The organism is Janthinobacterium sp. SUN100, from assembly GCF_030397705.1.
Taxonomy (GTDB): domain Bacteria; phylum Pseudomonadota; class Gammaproteobacteria; order Burkholderiales; family Burkholderiaceae_D; genus Janthinobacterium; species Janthinobacterium kumbetense.
In genome coordinates this window covers 620,593-641,366 of the sequence record NZ_JAPUBU010000001.1, presented here as the reverse complement: position 1 = coordinate 641,366, position 20,774 = coordinate 620,593, and the positions used below count along the sequence as shown (strand labels likewise).

General features: G+C 64.8%; 24 protein-coding genes. 7 read left to right on the top strand and 17 right to left on the bottom strand.

Annotation, left to right across the window (positions count from 1 at the left end; genetic code table 11):
* Nucleotide 1: 1 nt before the first annotated feature.
* From phnE to O0881_RS02625, 8 genes are all read right to left on the bottom strand, one after another.
* Nucleotides 2-802, bottom strand: a complete 801-nt coding sequence (gene phnE, locus O0881_RS02660; RefSeq protein ID WP_289910014.1) for a phosphonate ABC transporter, permease protein PhnE — start codon at nt 800-802, stop codon at nt 2-4.
* A complete protein-coding gene (locus tag O0881_RS02655; protein ID WP_251349215.1) occupies nt 799-1,611 on the bottom strand; it encodes an ABC transporter permease in 813 nt (270 codons plus the stop codon). The genes phnE and O0881_RS02655 overlap by 4 nt, the downstream gene beginning before the upstream one ends.
* 11 nt (nt 1,612-1,622) lie before the next feature.
* Complete coding sequence (locus O0881_RS02650; protein ID WP_289910013.1) at nt 1,623-2,435, bottom strand: ATP-binding cassette domain-containing protein; 813 nt, start codon at nt 2,433-2,435, stop codon at nt 1,623-1,625.
* Between the two features lie 67 nt (nt 2,436-2,502).
* Nucleotides 2,503-3,381 (bottom strand): putative selenate ABC transporter substrate-binding protein, encoded by an 879-nt coding sequence (locus O0881_RS02645; RefSeq protein ID WP_180278788.1) that lies wholly within the window; start codon nt 3,379-3,381, stop codon nt 2,503-2,505.
* 26 nt (nt 3,382-3,407) lie between these two features.
* Complete coding sequence (gene selD / locus O0881_RS02640) at nt 3,408-4,472, bottom strand: selenide, water dikinase SelD (protein ID WP_289910012.1); 1,065 nt, start codon at nt 4,470-4,472, stop codon at nt 3,408-3,410.
* 44 nt (nt 4,473-4,516) lie between these two features.
* On the bottom strand, nt 4,517-5,608 hold the full coding sequence (gene mnmH / locus O0881_RS02635) for a tRNA 2-selenouridine(34) synthase MnmH (RefSeq protein ID WP_289910011.1): 1,092 nt from the start codon (nt 5,606-5,608) through the stop codon (nt 4,517-4,519).
* Between the two features lie 66 nt (nt 5,609-5,674).
* Entirely contained in the window at nt 5,675-6,364 is a 690-nt protein-coding gene (locus O0881_RS02630) for an LrgB family protein (RefSeq protein WP_289910008.1), read from the bottom strand.
* Nucleotides 6,361-6,819: a CidA/LrgA family protein gene (locus O0881_RS02625; RefSeq protein WP_289910007.1), complete on the bottom strand. Its 459-nt coding sequence runs from the start codon at nt 6,817-6,819 to the stop codon at nt 6,361-6,363. The genes O0881_RS02630 and O0881_RS02625 overlap by 4 nt, the downstream gene beginning before the upstream one ends.
* A 103-nt stretch (nt 6,820-6,922) precedes the next feature.
* On the opposite strand from O0881_RS02625, the gene O0881_RS02620 reads away from it, so the two are divergent.
* The 7 genes from O0881_RS02620 to O0881_RS02590 all read left to right on the top strand — a co-directional run bounded on the left by O0881_RS02620 (nt 6,923) and on the right by O0881_RS02590 (nt 14,368).
* Complete coding sequence (locus O0881_RS02620) at nt 6,923-7,831, top strand: LysR family transcriptional regulator (RefSeq protein WP_289910006.1); 909 nt, start codon at nt 6,923-6,925, stop codon at nt 7,829-7,831.
* Nucleotides 7,832-7,857: 26 nt separating this feature from the next.
* Nucleotides 7,858-8,682: a glutaminyl-peptide cyclotransferase gene (locus O0881_RS02615; RefSeq protein ID WP_289910004.1), complete on the top strand. Its 825-nt coding sequence runs from the start codon at nt 7,858-7,860 to the stop codon at nt 8,680-8,682.
* A 39-nt stretch (nt 8,683-8,721) separates the two neighbouring features.
* Nucleotides 8,722-9,618, top strand: coding sequence for a hypothetical protein (locus O0881_RS02610; RefSeq protein ID WP_289910002.1), 897 nt, complete (start codon nt 8,722-8,724; stop codon nt 9,616-9,618).
* Nucleotides 9,615-10,262, top strand: a complete 648-nt coding sequence (locus O0881_RS02605; RefSeq protein ID WP_099667940.1) for a hypothetical protein — start codon at nt 9,615-9,617, stop codon at nt 10,260-10,262. Before O0881_RS02610 ends, O0881_RS02605 begins: the two co-directional genes overlap by 4 nt.
* Nucleotides 10,263-10,543: 281 nt before the next feature.
* Nucleotides 10,544-12,568: a ferritin-like domain-containing protein gene (locus tag O0881_RS02600; protein ID WP_289909998.1), complete on the top strand. Its 2,025-nt coding sequence runs from the start codon at nt 10,544-10,546 to the stop codon at nt 12,566-12,568.
* Nucleotides 12,568-13,494 carry a DUF692 domain-containing protein gene (locus O0881_RS02595; protein ID WP_289909996.1) on the top strand — a complete coding sequence of 309 codons (927 nt, stop codon included), beginning with the start codon at nt 12,568-12,570 and terminating at the stop codon, nt 13,492-13,494. The genes O0881_RS02600 and O0881_RS02595 overlap by 1 nt, the downstream gene beginning before the upstream one ends.
* The gene (locus O0881_RS02590) at nt 13,484-14,368 is read left to right on the top strand and encodes a DNA-binding domain-containing protein (RefSeq protein WP_289909995.1); all 885 of its coding nucleotides are present in this window, start codon (nt 13,484-13,486) and stop codon (nt 14,366-14,368) included. The genes O0881_RS02595 and O0881_RS02590 overlap by 11 nt, the downstream gene beginning before the upstream one ends.
* 65 nt (nt 14,369-14,433) lie before the next feature.
* Here the strand turns inward: O0881_RS02590 and O0881_RS02585 are convergent, their stop codons facing one another.
* The 9 genes from O0881_RS02585 to O0881_RS02545 all read right to left on the bottom strand — a co-directional run bounded on the left by O0881_RS02585 (nt 14,434) and on the right by O0881_RS02545 (nt 20,545).
* A complete protein-coding gene (locus tag O0881_RS02585; protein WP_010398340.1) occupies nt 14,434-14,682 on the bottom strand; it encodes a DUF3297 family protein in 249 nt (82 codons plus the stop codon).
* A 109-nt stretch (nt 14,683-14,791) separates the two neighbouring features.
* Entirely contained in the window at nt 14,792-15,193 is a 402-nt protein-coding gene (locus O0881_RS02580; protein WP_289909993.1) for a GFA family protein, read from the bottom strand.
* A gap of 11 nt (nt 15,194-15,204) precedes the next feature.
* A complete protein-coding gene (locus tag O0881_RS02575; protein WP_289909992.1) occupies nt 15,205-16,977 on the bottom strand; it encodes an ABC transporter transmembrane domain-containing protein in 1,773 nt (590 codons plus the stop codon).
* Nucleotides 16,974-17,528, bottom strand: coding sequence for a hypothetical protein (locus O0881_RS02570; protein ID WP_289904944.1), 555 nt, complete (start codon nt 17,526-17,528; stop codon nt 16,974-16,976). The genes O0881_RS02575 and O0881_RS02570 overlap by 4 nt, the downstream gene beginning before the upstream one ends.
* Complete coding sequence (locus O0881_RS02565) at nt 17,528-18,049, bottom strand: MauE/DoxX family redox-associated membrane protein (RefSeq protein ID WP_289909991.1); 522 nt, start codon at nt 18,047-18,049, stop codon at nt 17,528-17,530. The genes O0881_RS02570 and O0881_RS02565 overlap by 1 nt, the downstream gene beginning before the upstream one ends.
* Nucleotides 18,043-18,909: a hypothetical protein gene (locus O0881_RS02560; RefSeq protein ID WP_289909990.1), complete on the bottom strand. Its 867-nt coding sequence runs from the start codon at nt 18,907-18,909 to the stop codon at nt 18,043-18,045. Before O0881_RS02560 ends, O0881_RS02565 begins: the two co-directional genes overlap by 7 nt.
* Nucleotides 18,891-19,904, bottom strand: coding sequence for an MvdC/MvdD family ATP grasp protein (locus O0881_RS02555; RefSeq protein WP_289909989.1), 1,014 nt, complete (start codon nt 19,902-19,904; stop codon nt 18,891-18,893). Before O0881_RS02555 ends, O0881_RS02560 begins: the two co-directional genes overlap by 19 nt.
* 64 nt (nt 19,905-19,968) lie before the next feature.
* Entirely contained in the window at nt 19,969-20,154 is a 186-nt protein-coding gene (locus O0881_RS02550; protein ID WP_099376727.1) for a hypothetical protein, read from the bottom strand.
* Nucleotides 20,155-20,359: 205 nt separating this feature from the next.
* Nucleotides 20,360-20,545 (bottom strand): hypothetical protein, encoded by a 186-nt coding sequence (locus O0881_RS02545; RefSeq protein ID WP_099667950.1) that lies wholly within the window; start codon nt 20,543-20,545, stop codon nt 20,360-20,362.
* Nucleotides 20,546-20,774 lie beyond the last annotated feature (229 nt).

Sequence of the window (20,774 nt, the reverse complement as noted above, 5' to 3'; positions counted from 1 at the left end):
ATTAACGGGTCATGGCGCGGCGCAGCAGGTAGCTGAGGCCATCGACGGCGGCCACCATCAGCAGCATGGCGACGATGACGGTGGCGGCGTTCTGCATCTGGAACAGCGATAGATGGTATTTCAGCATCTGCCCCAGGCCGCCCGCACCGACGACGCCGAGGATGGCGGCGGCGCGGATATTGTTTTCCCAGCGGTACAGGGTGTAGGACATCATTTGCGGGCTGCATTGCGGCAAGGTCGCGTACAGGAAGGCCACGGCGGGGCGCGCGCCGTTGATGCGCAAGGTCACCGCCGGCAAGGGCGGGCAATTCTCGAAGGCGTCGGCAAACAAGCGGCCCAGCACGCCCACCGTGTGCAGGGCCAGCGCCAGGGTGCCCGCGAACGGGCCCAGGCCGGCGGCGATCAGCAAGATCGACGCCCAGACCAGTTCCGGGATCGAGCGCAGCACATTCAACACGCCGCGCGTCGCGTTGCGCGCCACGGTGCCAAAACGCCCGCTGGCGGGCAGGGCCAGCAGCGCGCCCAGCACGGCCGCGATGACCGTGCCGATGGCCGACATGGCCAGGGTTTCGAACGTGGCCACGCCGACTTTCATCAGGAAGGGGCTGGCCAGCTCGGGCGGGGCGAAGCCGTGCAGGAAGTCGGCACTCGTGCGCACGGCGTCCGCGCTGAAGAACTCGCCCCATTTCAGGGGCAGGGTGGCGAAGCTGGCGATGACCAGCAGTAACAAACCGGCCAGCAAGGCCCAGGTGGACCAACGGACAGGCTCGGAAACAGGCAGCATGGACGTGTCGTTCTTCATGCCAGCCTCCGGCGCAGCATGGCGGACACGGCGTCGGCGCCTGCCACCAGCAGCACGAAGACCATCAGCATGGTGGCCAGTTCGCTGCCCGCCATCATCTTCATCGATTCATCCATGCGCTGGCCCAGGCCGCCCGCGCCGACAAAGCCCATGACGACGGAGCCGCGGATCGCGCATTCCCAGCGGTAAATCGTGTACGACACCAGTTCGGCGGCCGATTCGGGCAGGGCGCCGTACAGCAAGGCTTTCAGGCGGCCGCTGCCGTTGTGCAATAGCGCGTTGCAGGCGGACGCATCCGACGATTCGAGGATTTCCGCGTACACCTTGCCCAGCATGCCGCAATAGGTGAGGGCGATGGCGATCACGCCCGCCGTCGGCCCCAGTCCCACGATACGCACCAATAACAAGGCCCACACGAGTTCCGGCACGCTGCGCAGCAGCACCAGCAAGGCGCGGACCGCGTGGCGCAGGGCGGCGGCCAGGGGCGCTACCCGGCCGGAGCCGAGGCGCGAAATCGACAATCGTTCCGTCACCAGCAAGGTCAGGGGGATGGCGCCCAGCATGGCCAGCGCCATGCCGGCCGTGGCCATGGCGATGGTTTCCCAGCTGGAAATGGCCACCAGTTGCAGGAATTCCAGCGAATGGGCGGGCGGCACGAAGCTGGCAAGGAATTGCCAGGTGGCCGCCAAGCTTTGCGCATCCCATAAAATCCACGGCTTGAATTCCGCCTGCACCAGCATCGGCCACAGCACGAGCAGCACGATGGCGGCGCCGGTCAGGCGGCCGCGCCAGGCGGGGTCGCGCGGCATGGCGGTGCTCGTCAGCAAAGGGGCCTCGCGGCGTCCAGCTGCGTTTCCACGGCCTCGAACTGCGGCGCCGTATCCGCCTTGTTGCGGTACAGCTCGGCGATCATGGCGTCGCTGACCTGGGCGCCGGGCAAGTCGAAGACGATCTTGCCGTCGCGCAAGGCGACGATGCGCGTAAAGCAGGCGCGGGCGATTTCCACCTGGTGCAGGCTGCAGATCAGGGTGGCGTTGCGCGCCGTCGCTTCCGCTTGCAGCACGTGGATCGTCTGCAAGGCGAGCGTAGGGTCGAGCGCGGACAGCGGTTCGTCGACGAGGAACACTTGCGCATCCGACACGAGCGCGCGGGCCATGCCGCAGCGCTGGCGTTCGCCGCCGGACAGGCGGTCGACGCGCGCATACAATTTATCCTGCAGGTTGAATTTACCTAAAGCTTCCCACGCGGCGCGCGGGTCGACGGGCGCCAGCAGCGAACGGATGGCCGTCCACAAGCTCCATTGGGGCAAGCGGCCCGCCAGCACGGCGTTGACGACGCGCTGGCGCGACGGCAAGGGTGGCGTTTGCGGCGCCAGGAACAGGCGCGCGCGCAAGGCGTGGCGCTCGGCGCTGCCGATTTGCCAGGGAGAAATACCCAGGATGTCCAAGGTGCCGGATTCGGGACGCAGCGCGCACGCCAAGGTGTGCAGCAGGCTGGTCTTGCCGGCGCCGGACGGGCCGATCAGGGCGATCTGCTCACCCTGGGCCACGTCCAGGTCCAGGTCGCGCAGGGCCAGCGCATTGCCGGCGGCGCCCGCGTGGTGGACGCTGACCTTGTGAAGTTGGAATGTCATGCGAGATTTCGGTGTGGGGGAGTGTGCCGGATGCGTCCGCAGGACGCCATCCGGCAAGTTTCAGCAGTTACTTCAACAACTTCGCATCGCGCGCAGCCGCTTCGATATCCTTGTAGTTCTCGGCCTTGGTCGGGATGAACTTGGTGGCGCGCTGCAGTTCGAGGATTTCCTTGCCTTCGGCCGTTGATGGGTCCAGCGCCAGGAAGGCGTCCGTCAGCTTCTTGCGCACGACGGGGTTCATGTCGGCGCGCACGCTCCAGTTGTAATCGTAGTAGCCTGGCGTCGTGTAGAACACGCGCACCTTGCTTGGATCGACCTTTTTCGCTTCGACCAGTTTTTCCCATACGGAAATGTTCAAGGTGCCAGCATCGACTTTGCCGCCGGCCACAGCCGCCACGGTGGCGTCATGCGCGCCGGAAAACGCGATGCGCTTCATGTCCGTGTCCGGGTTGATCTTGGCGGCCAGCAAGTAGTAGCGTGGCATCAAGTGACCCGAGGTCGACGATTCCGAGCCGAACGTGAAATTCTTGCCCTTCAGGTCGGACAATTGATTGATGTCCTTGCTGGTGGTCACAAACACCGAGCGGAACTTCGTGTCTTCCTCGCGCTGCACCAGCGGCACGATCTTGCCGCCGCTGCGCACGTTCGCTTGCACGAAGGTAAAACCGCCGAACCAGACCATGTCCAGCTTGTTATTGATCAAGCCTTCGACGGACGCCGCGTAATCGGTGACGGGCGTAAATTCCACCTTCATGCCCAGTTTTTTCTCCAGGTAGCTGCCCAGCGGCTTGAACTTGCGCTGCAATTCCGTCGGCGCTTCGTCGGGGATGGCGGAGACGCGCAGCACTTGCTGCGCTTGCGCCAGGCCGCTGTGGATGGCCAGGGTGGCGGCGACGGTGGCCAGGATGGCGGGGAACTTGGAAAATGAGTTGGAGAATGTGGTCATGGGACTGCCTTTGCAAAAAATATTCATTAGATTACGGAAACCCCGGTACTGCCTTCCTGCATCTCGCCGATGACGACGGCGTCGCCAAAGCCTTCGGCGCGGAAAATCGCCAGTACTTGCTCGACGGCTTCCGGCGCGCAAGCCACCAGCAGGGGGCCGGCCGTTTGCGGGTCCGTCAAAATCGCCTTGTCGATGGCGCTCAGGCTGTCGTCCAGCGCCACTTGCGCGCCATATCCCTGCCAGTTGCGGTTCGAGGCGCCCGTGATGTTGCCGTTTTGCGCCAGTTGCTGCACTTGCGGCAGCAGCGGCACGTCGTCCATGGCGATGCGCGCCTGCAACTTGGCGCCGCGCGCCAGTTCCAGGGTGTGGCCCAGCAAGCCGAAGCCCGTCACATCCGTCAGCGCATGCACGCCGTCCAACAGGGCCAGTTTCTTGCCCGGGGTATTCAATTTGGTGGTGTTGTCGATTAAAGAAGCGTAGCCATCCGCGTCCAGCGCGTTCTTTTTCAGCGCGGCCGACAAGATGCCCACGCCGATCGGTTTGCCCAATACCAGCTTGTCGCCGGCGCGCGCGCCCGCGTTGCGCTTCACCTGCGACGGGTGGACCAGGCCCAGCACGACCAGGCCATAGATCGGTTCGACGGAATCGATGGTGTGGCCGCCCGCGATGGGGATGCCGGCCTGGGCGCAGATGGTTTCGCCGCCTTTCAAGATGAGGCCGATGGTTTCCACGGGCAGCTTGTTGATCGGCATGCCGACCAGGGCCAGCGCCATGATGGGCGTGCCGCCCATGGCGTACACGTCGGAAATGGCGTTGGTGGCGGCGATGCGGCCGAAGTCGAACGGATCGTCGACGATGGGCATGAAGAAATCCGTCGTGGCGATCAGCGCCTGCTCGTCGTTGAGCTGGTAGACGGCCGCGTCATCCGAGGTTTCTATGCCAACCAGTAATTCCTTCGGCAAGGGAAAGCCGCCGCTGCCCTTTAAAATGTCGGCCAGCACGCCCGGCGCGATTTTGCAGCCGCAGCCGCCGCCATGGGCAAATTCGGTCAATCGGATGGGGGTATCGGGTGTTGCTGCGCTATCGGACATGGTCGTCATCCTGCTAAAAAGGTCATCAAAAGCTGCGCCGGCGCTTACGCGGCGCTGGCGGCACGGGGTTCGCCGACGATAGCACATAATGCGCGCGCGGCTTGCTCAAAGGCATGTTCTGAAATGTCGGGCAAGACCAGCGGCGTCGCCTGGGCGTAGCGGCTGAAGTTGCGGGCGATCGATTGCCGGTAGACGGGGTCGTAATGCTGCACCAGCAACTCTTCCACGAGCTCGGCCATGCGGCCGGAAGTGGCCAGCTGCTGCCAGTGGGCAATTTTCTCCTTGCCATGCAGCTGCGTCAACAGGGCCAGCTGCACGTTCAGGCGCGCCGGGTCGCCGACGAAATGCTCGTAGTCCTGCATCAGCAATTGCACGCGCTGCTCCGTGGCCAGCCGCACGTCCGTGCAGGCGGCCGCGCGCATCTTGTCCATCAGCGCATCGGGCACGCGCAAACGGCCCACTTTCTTGCTTTCCGATTCGATGAAGACGGGGAGTTGCGGGTCGAAATGGCGCAGTTGCTGCCACAGCGCGCTTTCAAACGCTTTTTGCGCCGGCTGGTCCGCCTCGGGCAAGCCGCCCAGCACGGAGCCTCGGTGCGCCGCCAGGTCTTCCAGGTCGATCACTTGCGCGCCTTGCCTGTCCAGCACTTGCAGCAAACGGCTCTTGCCGCTGCCCGTGGGGCCGCACAGCACGTTGATGAAGTCGAAGCGTTCGGGCAGGGTGGCCAGCTCGGCATTCACGTGGCGCCGGTAATCCTTGTAGCCGCCTTCGAGCTGCGTGACGGGCCAGCCGATGCGCGCGAGGATATGCGCCATGGCGCCGCTGCGGTTGCCGCCGCGCCAGCAGTACACGAGGGGTTTCCAGTGCTGCGGGTGGCCGAGGAAACCGTCTTCGATATGTTGCGCGATGTTCCTGGCGATCAGCGCCGCGCCCAGCTTCTTCGCTTCGAAGGCGCTGGTCTGTTTATATAGGGTACCGACGCGCACGCGCTGCTCGTCGTCCAGCACGGGCAGGTTGATGGCGCCCGGCAAGTGGTCTTCCGCGAACTCGGACGGGCTGCGCACGTCGATGATGGCATCAAATTCATTCAGGCGCGGCAGGATGTCGCTGAAGGGAAGCACTGCAGGGTATTTCATCGTGGCGCGGCTGCTTGGAATGGGGAAAGACGTATTATCCCCGATAAACGCCTTCCCCGTGGACCGTTAGCCCAACAATCTGCCCAGCAACGGCGCCAGCAATACGGTCACGACGCCCGAGAAAATCATCGTCAGGCTGGCCACGGCGCCTTCTTCCGTGCCCACCCGGCGCGCCACGGATAATCCAAAACCGTGCGCGGCCGCGCCATACGGGGCGCCACGGGCGATGCGCATGCGCAAGGGCAGCAGTTTCAAGAGCGGTTTGCCCAGCATCAAGCCGAACAAGCCCGTCATCACGACGAAGATGCCCGTCAGCTGGGCCGAGCCGCCCATGTGGCGCGACGCTTCCAGCGCGAACGGCGTCGACACGGAGCGGGCCAGCAGGCTGCGCGCCATGTCGCCATGCACGCCCAGCAGCCGGTCCAGCAGCAGGGTGGCGGCCACCGAGGCAACGATGCCGGCGCAGCTGCCCAGCGACAGAGCCAGCCAGTGCTTGCGGATCAGCTTGCGCTCCTGGAAGATGGGCAGCGCAAACGCGATGGTGGCCGGGCCCAGCAGCCACGGCAGCCAGCGCGTTTCGCCGAAATACGTGGCGAACGGCGTCGACGTCGCCTGCACGATGACGATCAATATCGCCGAGGTGCAGATGGCGGGCGTGAGCAGGAAATGCGGATGGCGGCGGTGCAGCGCCTGGTTGGCGTAGAACAGCACCAGGGTCAGCAGCAAAAACAGCAGGGACAACAGCAGGGTACTCATGCCGCCGTCCTCGCGGCGCGCCGGCGCAGCAGTTTCTGCAGGCGCAACTTGCGCTCATAGCGGCACACCCATTCCACCGTCAACGCCGTGGCCAGCATCACGCTGGCAAAGCCCAGGCCGATATTCACGAACAGCATCAGACCTTGCGACTTCAATAGTTGCGTAAATTGCACCACGGACACGACCAGCGGAATGAAGAACAGCAGCATGTTGGCCAGCAGCCAGTTCGCGCCCAGTTCGATGGCGGCTGGCCGCACCCAGCCCGCCAGCAGCAGGGCCACCAGCACGAACAGACCGACGACGCCGCCGGAAAATGGCAGGTGCAGGGCGGAGGCGGCCTCATCGGCCAGCCACCAGGCGGCGATCAGCACGCCCACTTGCCACACGGTCTGTGCGGGCTGGCGCCAGACAGGGATGGCGGGCAGGGCGGCGGTGGAACAGTGCAAGGCTTTCACGGCAGGCTTTCAAACGGCAGGGGGAAGTTTTCATTGTAGTGACCCCGCATCAAAAGATAAAATGACTTAAACTCATGAAAATCATTCGATATTGGAATGCATCATGGATATCCGCTCCCTGCGCTACTTCGTCGAAGTGGTGGAACAGAACAGTTTTACGCGCGCGGCCGCCAGGCTGCACGTGACGCAACCGACAGTGAGCAAGATGGTCCAACAGCTAGAACAGTCGCTGGACCTGGCCTTGCTGGACCGCGCCGGCAAGCGTTTTACCCTGACGGACGCGGGCAAGGTGGTGCTGTCGCGCGCGCATACATTGCTGGCCCTGCACGCGGAACTGAAGGTGGAGTTGCGCGACCTGCAACATCTGGAACGGGGAGAATTACGGGTCGGCGTGTCGCCGCAAACCCATTCCACCCTGGCGCCGTGGCTGGCCGAGTACCACCAGCGCTATCCGGGCATCGAGCTGAAAATGTACGAAAGCGGCACGCAAGCGATCGAGCGCGACTTGCGCACGGGCACGGTGGAGCTGGGCACCATGCTCGACTATCCGGGCAATGCGGCCACCTGGCAGGATTTCGAGGCGCTGCCTCTCGTGCGCTCGCCGCTGTGCCTGCTGGCCGCGCCCGGCTCGCCGTGGCAGGGACGTGCTTCCGTCGCCCTGGCCGAGCTGGCCGACAGCCCCTTCATTTTCTATGGCGCCGCGTTTGCCCTGAACGATATCGTGCTGGACGCCTGCCAGCGCGCCGGTTTCGCCCCGCGCATCACGGGCCGCAGCGGCCAGTGGGACTTTATTGCCTCGCTGGTCAGGCTGGGCGTGGGCATCTGCCTGCTGCCGAAGATGTATTGCGACACGCTGGAGCCGTCGCAGTTTGCCGTCATTCCCCTGGACGGCCCGCCCGTGGAATGGAATCTGATGCTGGCCTGGCGCCGCGGCGGGCGGCTGTCGTTTGCCGCCCGCGCCTGGCTGGAGCTCGTCAGGGCGCGCATGACGGACGCGGCACGTTTACAATAGGCGCTCGCCAACTTCCGTCCGACCAGATGAACATCAACGCCAAGGTTACAGCCAAAATCAAACGCACGGCCGGCTCGCTGCTGCTGGGATTGTTATGCACCGTGGGCCTGATGAGCGAAATGGGCTACGCCCAGGCCGCCATCCCCGTGTATGGCTATTTCGTCAAGAATACCTATCCGCACGATCCCCAGGCGTTTACCCAGGGCTTGCTGTTCAAGGATGGCCATCTGTATGAAAGCACGGGCCAGAACGGCCAGTCGTCCTTGCGCAAGGTGGAATTGACGACGGGCAAGGTGCTGCAGAAAAGCATGCTGGACAAGAATGTGTTTGGCGAAGGCATCACGGACGTGGGCGATGAAATCCTGGGCCTGACGTGGATTTCGCAAACCGGTTATGTGTTCGACCAGAAAACGTTCAAGCTGAAACGCAAATTCAGCTACCAGGGCGAAGGCTGGGGCCTGGCCAGCGATGGTCATTTCGTCTACATGAGCGACGGCACGGCCGCCATCCGCGTGCTCAATCCGAAAACCCTGGCCGAGGTGCGCCGCTTCGAAGTGAAGGCCGAGGGCCGCCCCATCGAACGCCTGAATGAACTGGAAATGGTCGACGGGCAATTGTTTGCCAATGTGTGGGGCGCGGACGTGATCGCCCGCATCGACCCGGCCAGCGGCAAGGTCGTCGGCTGGATCGACCTGACGGGCTTGCTGCCGCCCGAGCAGCGGGGCACGGCCAATCCCGACGCCGTGCTCAACGGCATCGCCTGGGATGCGCGCGGCAAGCGTTTGTTTGTCACGGGGAAACTGTGGCCCAAGCTGTTCGAGATCGAGCTGATCGAAATCCAGCGCCACTGATGTTTCCTATCGGACAGTGTTGCTGGCGAGGAATCGTCTATGATGCTGTTCCTTCGCCCCGTGCGACTCTTGCAGGATGCCATGCTGTCCCTTCCTTTATGCCGCCTGGCGGCCGCCGCCAGCTTGCTGGCCGCCGTCTTGCCCGCCGCGCAGGCGCAAACGCCATACGTGCCGGTGATGCAGCAATACGGCGACTTTGTCGTCACGCGCGACCGCCACGACCCGCTCGTCAACTTGTCTTTCCGTAAGCACGGCTATTGGCCCGGCGGCGCGCGCGAAGTGGTGGAAGTGCGGCCCCTGAAGGCCAGGCGCGAAGGCCAGCCCATGCTGCTGGCCTTTACCAAGGGCTATACGGGCCAGGGCACGATATTGATCGGCGTGCAGAACGGCGAACCGCTGATGCGCCCCGTCAGTCCTTTGCGGCGCGACGACATGGTGCGCACGGAGCGCGACCCCGAATGGGGCGTGCCGCAGCCGGGCCGCAGCGAAATACTGCTGTTTGCCCGCGACGGCCGCGCGCTCGATACGGACACGGGCGAACTGCTGTGGTTTGACATGCCGGGCATCGTCACGGGCGATTACGCGCCCGCCATGCTGGTCTCCGTCTCGCCCGACAGCCGGCGCGGCGCCTATCTGGCCCGCAGGGCGACCAGCGTGGAGGTCGTCGTCGCCACGCGCGACGACGGTGTGGCAGGCGTCCTGGCCTTGCCGGCCGACACCTATCAACGGTGGCTGAAGCCCTTGTCGCAGGCCGCTTCCGAACAGGCGGGCGCCGCCATCAAGGCGCGCCAGGGCCGCACGGATTCGAACCGCATCCAGCGCGAGCTGGAACTGGCCTGGTTCGGCCAGCAATTTCAATGGAAACAGGGCAAGAACGGCTTGCAGGTGACGGGGCTGGGCCTCATTTCCGCGCCGCCCGAGGGGGAACAGCCATGAGCATACCTGGACTGATCGCCGGCTGCTTCGCCGCCTCCGCGCTGGCCGGCTGCGTGCACGGGGAAATATTCGCCCAGGATTATCTGGCGCAAGATATTGACAAGCAACAAGCCTTGCTGGAACTGGACGTGGTCTTCGGGCAAGCGCCCGATGACAAGCTGACGTCGCGCGTAACGGCCCGCAATACCGTGGAATACACGGGCGCGCCGCATATCGTCGTGCCGTTTTACCAGAAGGGCCTCGGCTTCGACCAGGGTTTTGCCGGCACCTACATGTTTGCCGTGCCCTATCCGATCGCCAAGGTCGAAACGGCCACGGCCAGCAGCCGCGTCTTCGGCCAGAAACTCGACGGCCAGCAGCAGGGCAGCCCGCGCTACCGCTTCCGCGTGCCGGGCAAGGCGCAGTGGAACAGCAATGAAACCTTCATGCTGGGCTTTGAGCGCAAGGGCCGCCGCGAAGAAATCACTTTCCGTTTCAGCAACGAGCAAAGCTGCCCGTCCGCCTTCCTGGCCACCACGCCAAAATATGGTTTCCACATCAAGGTGGTCGCCACATTCAAGGATGACAAAGGCTGCCTGAAAGTATGCGACAGCCGCGACCAGTGGCCCGGCTTTTGCGCCTTCCAGCCGCCGCCCGGCACCTGACTATCACCATGCAAGCCACGCGCCGGCGTTTGCCGGCGCGCCGCTTATACACGCGCGCGTTTTGCCGATTCTATTCAATTGTCATCGAATGACCGCCTGAAACGCCTATTTTCACGGCGTAAGGGGGGCGATATTGACGCAGGTCAATGTCTGGATCGGCGCAAAAATCTTGCCGCAAAAGTATCTTTCTCAGGCGTATGATTTCTGTGCCGTGATCGGCGCACGCAGATGGCGCGGCGCGGCCCGATATCCGAAACGCATCCTTCCTGTGGAGATACAGAATGAAAATGCCCGTTTTAGGAAGCACCCAGCCCGCCATCACCAGGCGTCCGCTCGACATGCTGGACACCGACAAGGCCGCCGTGCGCGCCATCGCCCAGGCGGCCGTCAGCGTCGAACTGTTCACCATTCCCCTGTACATGGCCACCATGTATTCGATCCAGGGCACGCACCAGATCAACTCGAAAGGCATCACGTATTACGAAGGCCGCCAGTGGCCGGGCATGGGCACCACGGCCCGGCCCGAACTGGCGGAGCAAAAGGCCTTCAATATCATCTTCAGCGTCTTCATCCAGGAAATGCTGCACCTGCAGATGGCGGCCAACCTGGCCACGGCCATCGGCACGGCGCCATGTTTCACGGGTTCGGAGCTGCAATCGCAGGACCACGGCTGGACCTGCTATGGCAAGAGCTGCACGGTGATCCCGCACATCGTCGACTTGCAGGACACATCCGGCTACCGCCACGTGCGCGTCAACCTGGAAGAGCTGAACGCCAACCAGTGCGACCTGTTCCTCGCCATCGAGCAGCCGGAGGAGCAGGCCCGCGCCCAGCTGGCCGAGTTCGACAAGCACAACCACACCAAATATTTCCCCGAGGTACCGTTCGTGGGCTGGACGCCGGGCAAGCACGTCCATGATCTGCCCCTGTTCGGCACCATCGGCTACATGTACGAATGCTATGCGCGCTACATCGGCATCGAATACGCGGATGGCCAGACCCTGTGGCAAAAGCTGTTCGTCAACGGTTCGGTGCAGCAAGACATGTTCAACAGCCAGGTGCAGGGCCATGCGCGGGCGGAATTTCCCAAGTTCGACACCTGCTTCGGCCCGCAAGACCAGGATGGCGGCCAGACGGGCTCGTTCAACAAGGCCATCGACATGATGGCGGCCATCACGGACCAGGGCGAAGGCAGCGCAACGGCCATCCAGCGCTACCGCCGCGACGCGGCGCAGCGCCTGATGGCCGTGCAGCCCGACTACCGCGAAGACCTGGCCGCCCTGAAGTGCGATTATCCGTCCTACGCGAACAATGGCAAGGATGCCGAATCGCGCGACGCGCAGGCGCGCCACGACAGCGCCCCGTTCGACCACTACGAGCGTTTCGGCCAGGTGAAGGCCATGCTGCCGGTAAAAACCTGGGCCGGCTGGCACCAGGACGGGGGACGCTGGAGCGAGGCCATGCTGACCAACGAGCGCTACAACCCGGCCACCGCGCCCAGGAATATCCCGGCGCCGGCGGCCGTGGCGGGCGCCCTGAACCGCCTGAAGGATAGCAGCGGCACTTTGGGGATGCTGAGCACGGTCGCCACGGGCGCCATCTATGGCATCACTTCCGTGCTGGACAAGTACTGGCTGAACCAGGACCTGGACTTCCCGTATCCGTCGATGGTGGGCGCGGGCGACCGCATGGCCATCTGCTGGGCCGTGCTGGGCCAGGCGCCGAACCTGGCGACGGGCGTGCCGCTGGCCGAGAAAAGCGTGCTGTACCACGCCTGCCAGGGCATGCACCTGGAGGGCGAAGCGTCGTCCACCTGCGCCGCGCTGGCCGTCTACCACACCTGCCGCGGCTCCAACGGCTGCCACGCCCAGGGCGGCTGCGGCTTTGCCCAGGCCGACACGGGCGGCTCGTCCTGCGGCCACTCGGTCAAGCTGGCCGCGTCGCCGGGCACGCCGTGCTATGTGCCGCCACCGCCGCCGCAGCCCGACAAGGTCTACAGCGCGCCCAGCGACAACAAATGCGCGGGATTCGGCGGCTGCGCCGTGCCGATTTCGGCCTCGCAACTGTATCCGAACACCTCGGGCAAGGAGCCGCCCGAGCCCGCCACCATGACCCTGTACGATTTCGGTCCCGCGCCCGACCACCGCAGCATTCCGCTGGGCCAGAGCATGAGCTTTGCGCTGGGCGACAATGTCTACGACAAGGCCTGGGAAGCCTATGGCAAGGTGATGGCGGCGCGCGGCACGCCGGTGGGAGCGCCGCCGCCGCCCACCGACCTGCGCCTGGCCTTGCCGCCGTCGACCTGATGCGGGCCGCGCACGGGGTGCCGCCACGCCTGGGCTTGCCGAACCTGGGCCTGGGCGTGGGGTTGCGCCCGCCCCATTATGAACACATCCTGCGCCACGGGCCGCAGGTGGACTGGTTCGAGATCATCAGCGAGAACTTCATCGACAACCACGGCTATGCGCGCCACGTGCTCGAGCAGGTGGCGGCGCAGGTGCCCATCGTCATGCATGGCGTCTCACTGTCGATCGGCAGCAGCGATCCGCTCAATCTCGGCTACCTGCGCAAGCTGCGCCAGCTGGCCGGCGAGATCCGGCCCGCGTGGATTTCCGACCACCTGTGCTGGACGGGCGCCGCCTCGCTCAACAGCCACGATTTGCTGCCGCTGCCGCTGGACGAAGCCAGCCTGCGCCACGTGGCGGGACGCGTGCGGCAGGTGCAGGAGTTCCTGGGCCGTCCACTGGTCCTGGAAAACCCCAGCACCTATGTGGAATTTGCCCAGTCCAGCATGCCGGAATGGGAATTCCTGGGCCGCCTGGCCGAGGATACGGGTTGCGGGCTCTTGCTTGACGTTAACAATGTCCACGTCAGCGCGCATAACCACGGCTATGACGCGGCCGCCTACATCCGCCAGTTGCCGCACGCGCACATCGTGCAGATCCACCTGGCCGGCCCTACCGTCTGCGGCGCCGTGCTCATCGACACCCACGACGCACCCGTGCCGGCCGCCGTCTGGCGCCTGTATGCGCTGGCGCAGCGGCTGACGGGCGGCGTATCGGCCCTGCTGGAATGGGATGCCGGCATTCCCCCGTATCCGCAGTTGCTGGCCGAGCTCGACAAGGCGCGCGCGGCCGAACGGGGGGAATTCGCGGATGCGGCGCCCGCCATGGCTGCCGCCGCCGTGTCCGCGCCGCTGGGCTTTCACCTGGAGGCGGCCCATGCGCCATAGCGCGTCCGGGGACGAGGAGCGGGACGGCGGCGCCCGCGCACCGCTGGCGCAATTGCAGGCGTGGTTCCTGACGGCGATGACGGCGCCGGGCGGCGCGGCGCGCGGCGTCCAGCTGGCCAGCGAGCGCCATGGCTTGACGCAGGAGCAAGTATTGAAACGGGCCAGGGGCGGGCCGGCGCCGCTGCACATCCATGCGGACGGCTATGTGCTGCGCCTGCTCGAATGTCTGCAAGCCGACTATCCCGTCTTGCGCAAGGTCATGGGCGACGAGCTGTTCGCCTTCTTTGCCCGCGCCTATGTCTGGCGCCACCCGTCCGCCTCCGCGACCTTGTATGACCTGGGCGGCGGTTTTGCTGATTTTCTCGCCGCCAGCCAGCGTGCCGCCGGCGCGCAAGGGGCAGCCTTGCGCTTTCCCGTGGAACTGGCGCAGCTGGAGCGGGCGCGCAGCGAGGCGGGCAGGGCGCCGGGCCTGGAAAAGCTGGCGCCGCCCATGCTGCCTTCCGGATTGGACTTGCTATTAGGAAATACACCTGCCTGGCGCCTGGCGCCGTGCACCCGGTTGCTGGCCCTGTCCTTCCCCCTGTGCGACTACTGGCAACGGGCGCAGGCCGCACCCGGCGACGCCGTGCCGGCCCAGCCGGAGGCAAGTCCCGCCTTTGTCGCCATTACGCGCATGCATTACCGGCTTGTCATGCAAGAGTTGCAGCCCTGGCAATTTTACTGGCTGCAAGCGCTGGCCGGCGGCGCGCCGCTGGCGCAGTGCGCGCGGCAGGCGGCGCAGTCCAGCGGCAGGGCGGCGGACGAGGTGCTGGCCGATGCCATGCTGTGGCTGCCTACGGCGGCCGCGGCCGGTCTGGTCGCCTGCGATGCTTGAAAAACAAGCGGCGGACGCAAAAAAGGCCGATGAAAATCGGCCTCGATGACAGCTGAATGCGTTGCTTAGCGGTAAAACGCTTCGACTTTGCCCTTCAGTTTGATCTGCAGCGGACGGCCGCGGCGGTCCAGCGACTTGGTGGAAGCGACCTTGATCCAGCGTTCGCTGATGCAATATTCTTCCACGTCAAGACGTTCCTTGTCGTTGAAGCGGATGCCGACGTCGTTCTCGAACACGGCTGCAACGTGGTAAGGGCTGCTGGGGTCGATCGACAGGCGATCGGGCAATGGGGGTAAGGTGGTGGTATCGTTCATGGGCGTAATTATCGCCCAGAATGCCGATCCAGACAACGGGGTGCGCATGCTTATCTGGCCGGCCGCGGCGCGGCGCTCCCGCATTTCCCTTCCCAGCGATGCCTACGCCCTACAGATGCCGTGTTTCCTGCGGCGGCACATTCCACTCGTCATGCAAGCCATCGACAAAGGTGACGGGCACCCGGGCCAGTTCGGCCGCCGAGACATCGTCGAGGCAGTTGACGCCGATGCCGACAAACGGACCGCTGCGGGCGGAATCGCCACGGCCGAACAGGCGCACGCCGCAGTGGCGGCAAAAGTAGTGGCGTTCGCGGCCGGCGCCGAAGCGGTATTCGCTCAAGTCCGCCTCGCCGGCCAGCAGGCGGAAGGCCGTGGGCGGCACTTGGCTGGCCCAGCAGCGGATTTTCAGGCAATAGGAACAGTTGCAGCGCAGGCTGGGCGCCGCCAGGTCGATCTCGGCCGCGAAGCGCACGGCGCCGCAGTGGCAACTGCCATGACAGGTTTTTTTCATCGTGTCTTACTTTACAGCGTTGCCGTGCTGTCATGCAATTGCTGGAATTGCGACAGTTGCTGCTGCATCAGCCGCGCATACTGGCCGCCAGCGCGCAGCAGCTCGGCGTGCGTGCCTTGCTGGCAAATCCGGCCCTTGTCCATGACGATGATGCGGTCCGCTTTCACGATGGTGGAAAAGCGGTGGGCGATGATGATGGTGGTGCGCCCTTGCATCAGGGTATCGAGGGCGAGCTGCACCTGCTGTTCGCTGGCCGCATCGAGCGCGCTGGTGGCTTCGTCGAGGATGAGGATTTTCGGCGCGCGCAAGATGGCGCGGGCGATCGCGATGCGCTGCTTCTGTCCGCCGGACAATTGCACGCCCCGTTCGCCCACCAGGGTTTCGTAGCCGTCCGGAAAGGCCGCAATAAAATCGTGGGCGTGCGCCAGGCGCGCCGCCGCCAGCATCTCGTCGCGCGTCACCTGGCGGTCCGGCACGGCAAAGCCGATATTGTCGGCGATGCTGCCGGAAAACAGGGCCGGTTCCTGCTCCACCACGGCCATCTGGCGGCGCAGCTGCGTCACGCCCAGCACGTGCGCATCGATGCCGTCGAATTGCAGGCTGCCCCCGTCAAGCCGGTAATGGCCCAGCACCAGGCTGGCGATGGTGGATTTGCCCGCGCCCGAGGCGCCCACCAGGGCGATTTTCTCGCCCGCGCGGATGGACAGGCTGACGCCGTCGAGGGCCATGACTTGCGCGCGCTCGGGATACGAAAAACGCACGTCGCGCAACGCGATATGGCCGGCCAGCGGCGGCTGCGGCGGCGCCTCGGGCACGGCGCGGTGGCTGCGCAGGATCTCGAAGATGCGGTCGGTCGAACCCATGGTGCGCATCCACGTGTTCCAGAACTCGCTGATGGAGCCGGCCGTGTCCGTCACCATGCTGGCATAGATGACAAAGGCCGTCAGCTCGCCCACGCTCAAGCGGCCCTGGCCGATCAGGTGGGCGCCGAAGCACAGGGTGGTCAGCAGGGCCACGAAGGCCAGCAAGCCTTGCGCGCCCTGGAATACGGCCAGCAGCCGCGTGCCGGCCAGGGAGACGTCCAGCAATTGCCGCATGGCTTGCGCATAGCGGGCCATGGCGCCGCCTTGCTGATTGAACGCCTGCACCAGGCGCGCATGGGCAAAGTATTCCTGCGCCACCTTGCCGCTGGCCGCCAGGCTGGCGGAAATGGCCCGCGCGCGCAGCCGGTAGTTACTGCCAGACAACTTGCCCAGATACAGGCTGATGGGAATGAACAGGGCCAGCGGCAAGCTCAGCATCGGTGACAGATGCAGCAGCATGGCGATGCCGCCCACGAAGACGCACAGCGAGCGCAAGGCGTTGGCCGCGCCGATGGTCAGGCTTTCATGCAGGGCCGACACGTCGGACGTGAGCCGGCTGTTCAGTTCGCCGCCATGGTGCTTGTCGAAGAAGGCGATGGGCTGGTTGATCACCACGTCGAACAGGCGCCGGCGCACGCCCATGACGATCATGTGGCCGCCCGACTGCAGCAGATAGAAGCGCGCGGTCGTGATCAGCGCATACAGCAGGCTGAAGGCCAGCATGGCGGCGACCATGCCCGGCGTGACGCCGCGCCGGGTCAGTTCCGTCACGTTGTCGATGAAATACGCGATGGCTTGCGGAAAGGCCAGCTGCGCGCCCACGGTGAGGGCCATGCACAGCAAGCCGGCGGCGATGCGCCAGCGCACGGGATACAGCAGGCGCAGCCGTTCGAGATGGGGGCCGACATTCAGATGGCTCATGCGGCGCGCTCCTGCGACGGTTCGGCGTGCAATTGCCCCACGAGGGCCAGCCAGTCTTCGTCGCCGATCAGGCCGGCCGCTTCCACTTGTCCCTGGTAATTGACAAAGACATAAGATGGCGAGCTCATCAGGGGATTCACGCGCCGGTAGTCGCGCAGGGCAAGCCGCGCCGTGGCCGAGCGCAGGCTGTCGCCGGGCAAGAAGGCGCGCAGCCGGCGGGCCGGCTCTTCGCTGAGCAGCCACAGGGCCAGGCCCGCTTCCTGCGCCAGCGGCAGCAGCCGCTCGATGCCGGCCAGCTTTTCCCCGCATTTCGGACAGCGGCTGGCCAGGAACAGCAGCACGGCCGCCTGGCCGGCCGCGCCCGGCTGGAAACGCGGGCCGCCAGCCAGCGGACGGGCTTGCACGGCGGGCAGGGGCTGGCCCGGCTCCAGGGCCATGGGCGCGAGGCGTTCGCGGCGGCCGGCGCGCAGCACGGCCAGGCTTAGCCAGATATTGCCCGCAACGGCAAACGCCAGGGCCGCCAGCACCCATTGCAAGGTGGTGGCATCCATCAGTCGGCCTTTGCCAGGGTGGCGATGTCGTGCAGGGAAATCGTGGCCACGCAGACGATGGCCGCCAGTCCGGCTGCCAATGCCGTGGTGGCGACGGGCAAGGTCGCTTCTTGCGCGAGCGCAAAGTAGGCGCCGTTGATGCCCACCGCCAGCACGTTGCGCAGCAAGTCGTACCGCGACACGGGCCGCGCCGCTTCGCCGAAGCAGCTACAGCGCACCACGCTGTGGGTGAAATAGCGCCAGGCCAGGACGGCCGTGAGGGTAGTCAACAGCAAGAGCGACAGCAGCATCGGTATGTGGGTACCGCCCGCCAGCAGCCAGCCGGCGAGCGACAGTTCCGCCATCACGAGGGCCGGCGCGGTCAGGCTGGCGGCGGCGGGCGGCACGCCGAACGAGGTGGCCAGGTTGCCGCGAAAGTCGCCGTAGCTGCGCAGCTTGCCCACGCTGGCCGCCAGCAGGAGCAAGGCGATGCAATAGCGCGCGGTGTCGGCCAGTAAGGTGGCCAGCACGGACGTCAGCATTGTGTGCTCCACACGGGCGCAAAGCCGCCCGGACGCTGGCGCCGCAGCTGCACGCCGTCGCGCGTGGCCAGCAGGGCGTCGTTCCACGGCTCGTCCGGCGCGCTGCGCAGGGCGCCGCCTATGCTGGCCTGCAATTGCGTCGAAATGGCCCAGCCCAGCCGTTCCGCATGCGCATCGCGCTCCATGTGCAAGCCCAGCTGCGCCAGCTCTTCGCGCGTCAACGCATAGTTATGCGAGTGATAACCCGTCACCAGTTGCGCGACGATGGCGCGCCGCGCCTCGGGTGTGGCCTCGGGCAATTGCCACGCCAGCAATTCCTCGCCGATCTGCGTCAGTTCCAGCGTGGTGCGGTAAAAGGCCGTCAGGGAAGGGGGAAAGATGCTGCCGCACAGCAGGGACAGCGATTGCTGGCGCGCTTCGGCCGCGTCCACGCCGAACCATTGTTGCGCCATGTCGCCGAACACCTTGATGTCCAGGCTGGAAAACGCGCCCCCATCCGCGCCTTCGAGCTGCGGGTCGATGGGCGAGAACAGGGCCAGGTCGCCCGCGATGATGTCATCCGCGCCCAGGGCCAGCAGGGTGGCGGCCGATTCGCAGTGGAAGGGCACGATAAAACTCAGGTGGCGCGCATGCTGGCGCAGCAGGAGGGCGATGCGGCGCGCCGCGTTGACGATGCCGCCGCGTCCGTGCAGCACGACGTCGAGGCGGGCCACGGGGCCGATGCCCTGGCACAGCTCGTACAAGGCGGGCAGCAGTTCCATGTCCAGGTGCGAGGCGGCCAGGACGATGGCGCGGCTGTCGCGCACTTGTTCCAGCTCGCGCAGCTGGACGGGGATCCGGTTCAGGTCGGGCTGCGGCATACGGCTCCTTCGATCAGGGTATCGGCCACGCTTTCCAGCAGGGGCAGGGCGGGCACTAGTTGTTGTACGTACAAGAATTGACCCACAGGATTGTTTTCCAGGAAAACATACTCGCCCTCGGGCGTGACGATCAGGTCCAGCGCGCCATATTCGAGGCCATAGCTGTGCACGAAAGCGAGACAGCGCTGCTGTATTTCCGCCGGCAAGGTGCAGGCCTCATAGCGGATGGGGGCCGACATGTCGCGCGAATCGATGGCCGTGCGGGCATCGTCCTGGGAATACAGGCGCGCGGCAAACAATTGCTTGCCGATCACGGTGATTCGCAGTTCGTATTGCTTGGCGATATATTCCTGGAACTGGCAGCTCAGTTCGCCGACGGCGTCCAGGCTGTCGAGCATGGCGTCGTCGACGATGGTGGTGCCGATGCCGGCGCTGACCCTGTCAACCTCTTCGACCGTTTCGGCGGCCAGGCTGGGCGTGGACATGGACTTGAAAATGATGGGTCCTTTGACGGCCGCGCGGAAGGCGCGCACGTCGTCGGGCACGTTGGTGATCACGGTGGCGGGCACGCGAAAGCCCATGCGCGCGGCGCGCGCAAGCTGTTCGCCTTTCCATTGGGCGCCGCGCAGGGCCAGCGGATGGCTGAGCCAGTAGCAATCGAGACCGTACAGCACGCTGAAGACGGCTTGCTCCGTTTCCAGCTGCGCATAGGCGCGTTCCTGCGGCGTCAGATCGGCGCTGGCATAGGCATAGTCGGCCGCCTTGCGCAGCCAGACGGCGCCCACGTCCTGCAAGTCGAGCCAGTCGCCGTCGGGCAGGCGGCGCAGGCGCGCGCTGGCGCGGCCGTCCTGCACGCGCTGGCACAGCTGGTAATCGCGGGGAAAGGCGTCGAGGTCGATACGGAAAGGGGCATGGCCGCGGGCGGCGAGGAGCGATCCGACCAGGTCGGCGTGCAGATCGCCGCTATGGCTGATGATCAAGACCTTTTTGTGCATGGAGGGGGCCTGCGTAAGGGAAGGAAAAAAGCCTTGCCGCGGCAAGGCTTTCAGCTGGAACGTATCAGCAGAACTCGCCGCCATCGCTGGAACCGATGCGCGAATAGCGGTATTGCTCTTCGCTGTCGACCGCCGTGCAGCCGGCCACGGCGACGCCGTCGCGCACCTTCCAGGGCGCGGGAAGGGCCGGTTTTTCCTGTTCCTTCTTTTCCGCCAGTTTGAATGCGAACAGTTTGGTTTCTTTATGCATGGGAATATCCTCTATGAATGGTTATGTTCCGATGTTTACCGATGAATACATATTTTAAAAAATGGAATCGCCAATTGAAAGGCGATCATATGGCTTTATGCATTGCGCGCAGAAAAGCCGCGCCGGAATTGGCGCCGGCGCCAGTTTGAATATGGAAGATTGAATGAAACCCCCACGCCTGGCGGGGGTTATGGCGTGCCGGGGATCAGCAATACTGGCCGCGGTCGTTCGGCTGGAAGCGCGAAGAGTCGCGGTATTGCTCAGCTTGCACCGCGGTGCAGCCGGCCACGGCGACGCCGTCGCGCACTTTCCAGGCGGTGGCGGGCGCCGCCGGTTTTTGTTCCTGTTTCTCTGCCAGTTTGAATGCGAACAATTTGGTTTGATTTTGCATTGTACTATCCTCTTGTGATGGTTAAGTACTGCTTGCGTTGTATGCCATGGTATATGGCCATTCGATCTTAGCGCTGGAATAAATAAGCGTCAACTTGAATTGAATCGTATTCGCGACTATCTTTTTGAAATACTCACCAAATATCACGCGGGAAATTTATATTATTGCAGTGCGATAAATAATATCGGCCCATTTTAAATGGGCGGCAATATGCCTGATTATCGATGGA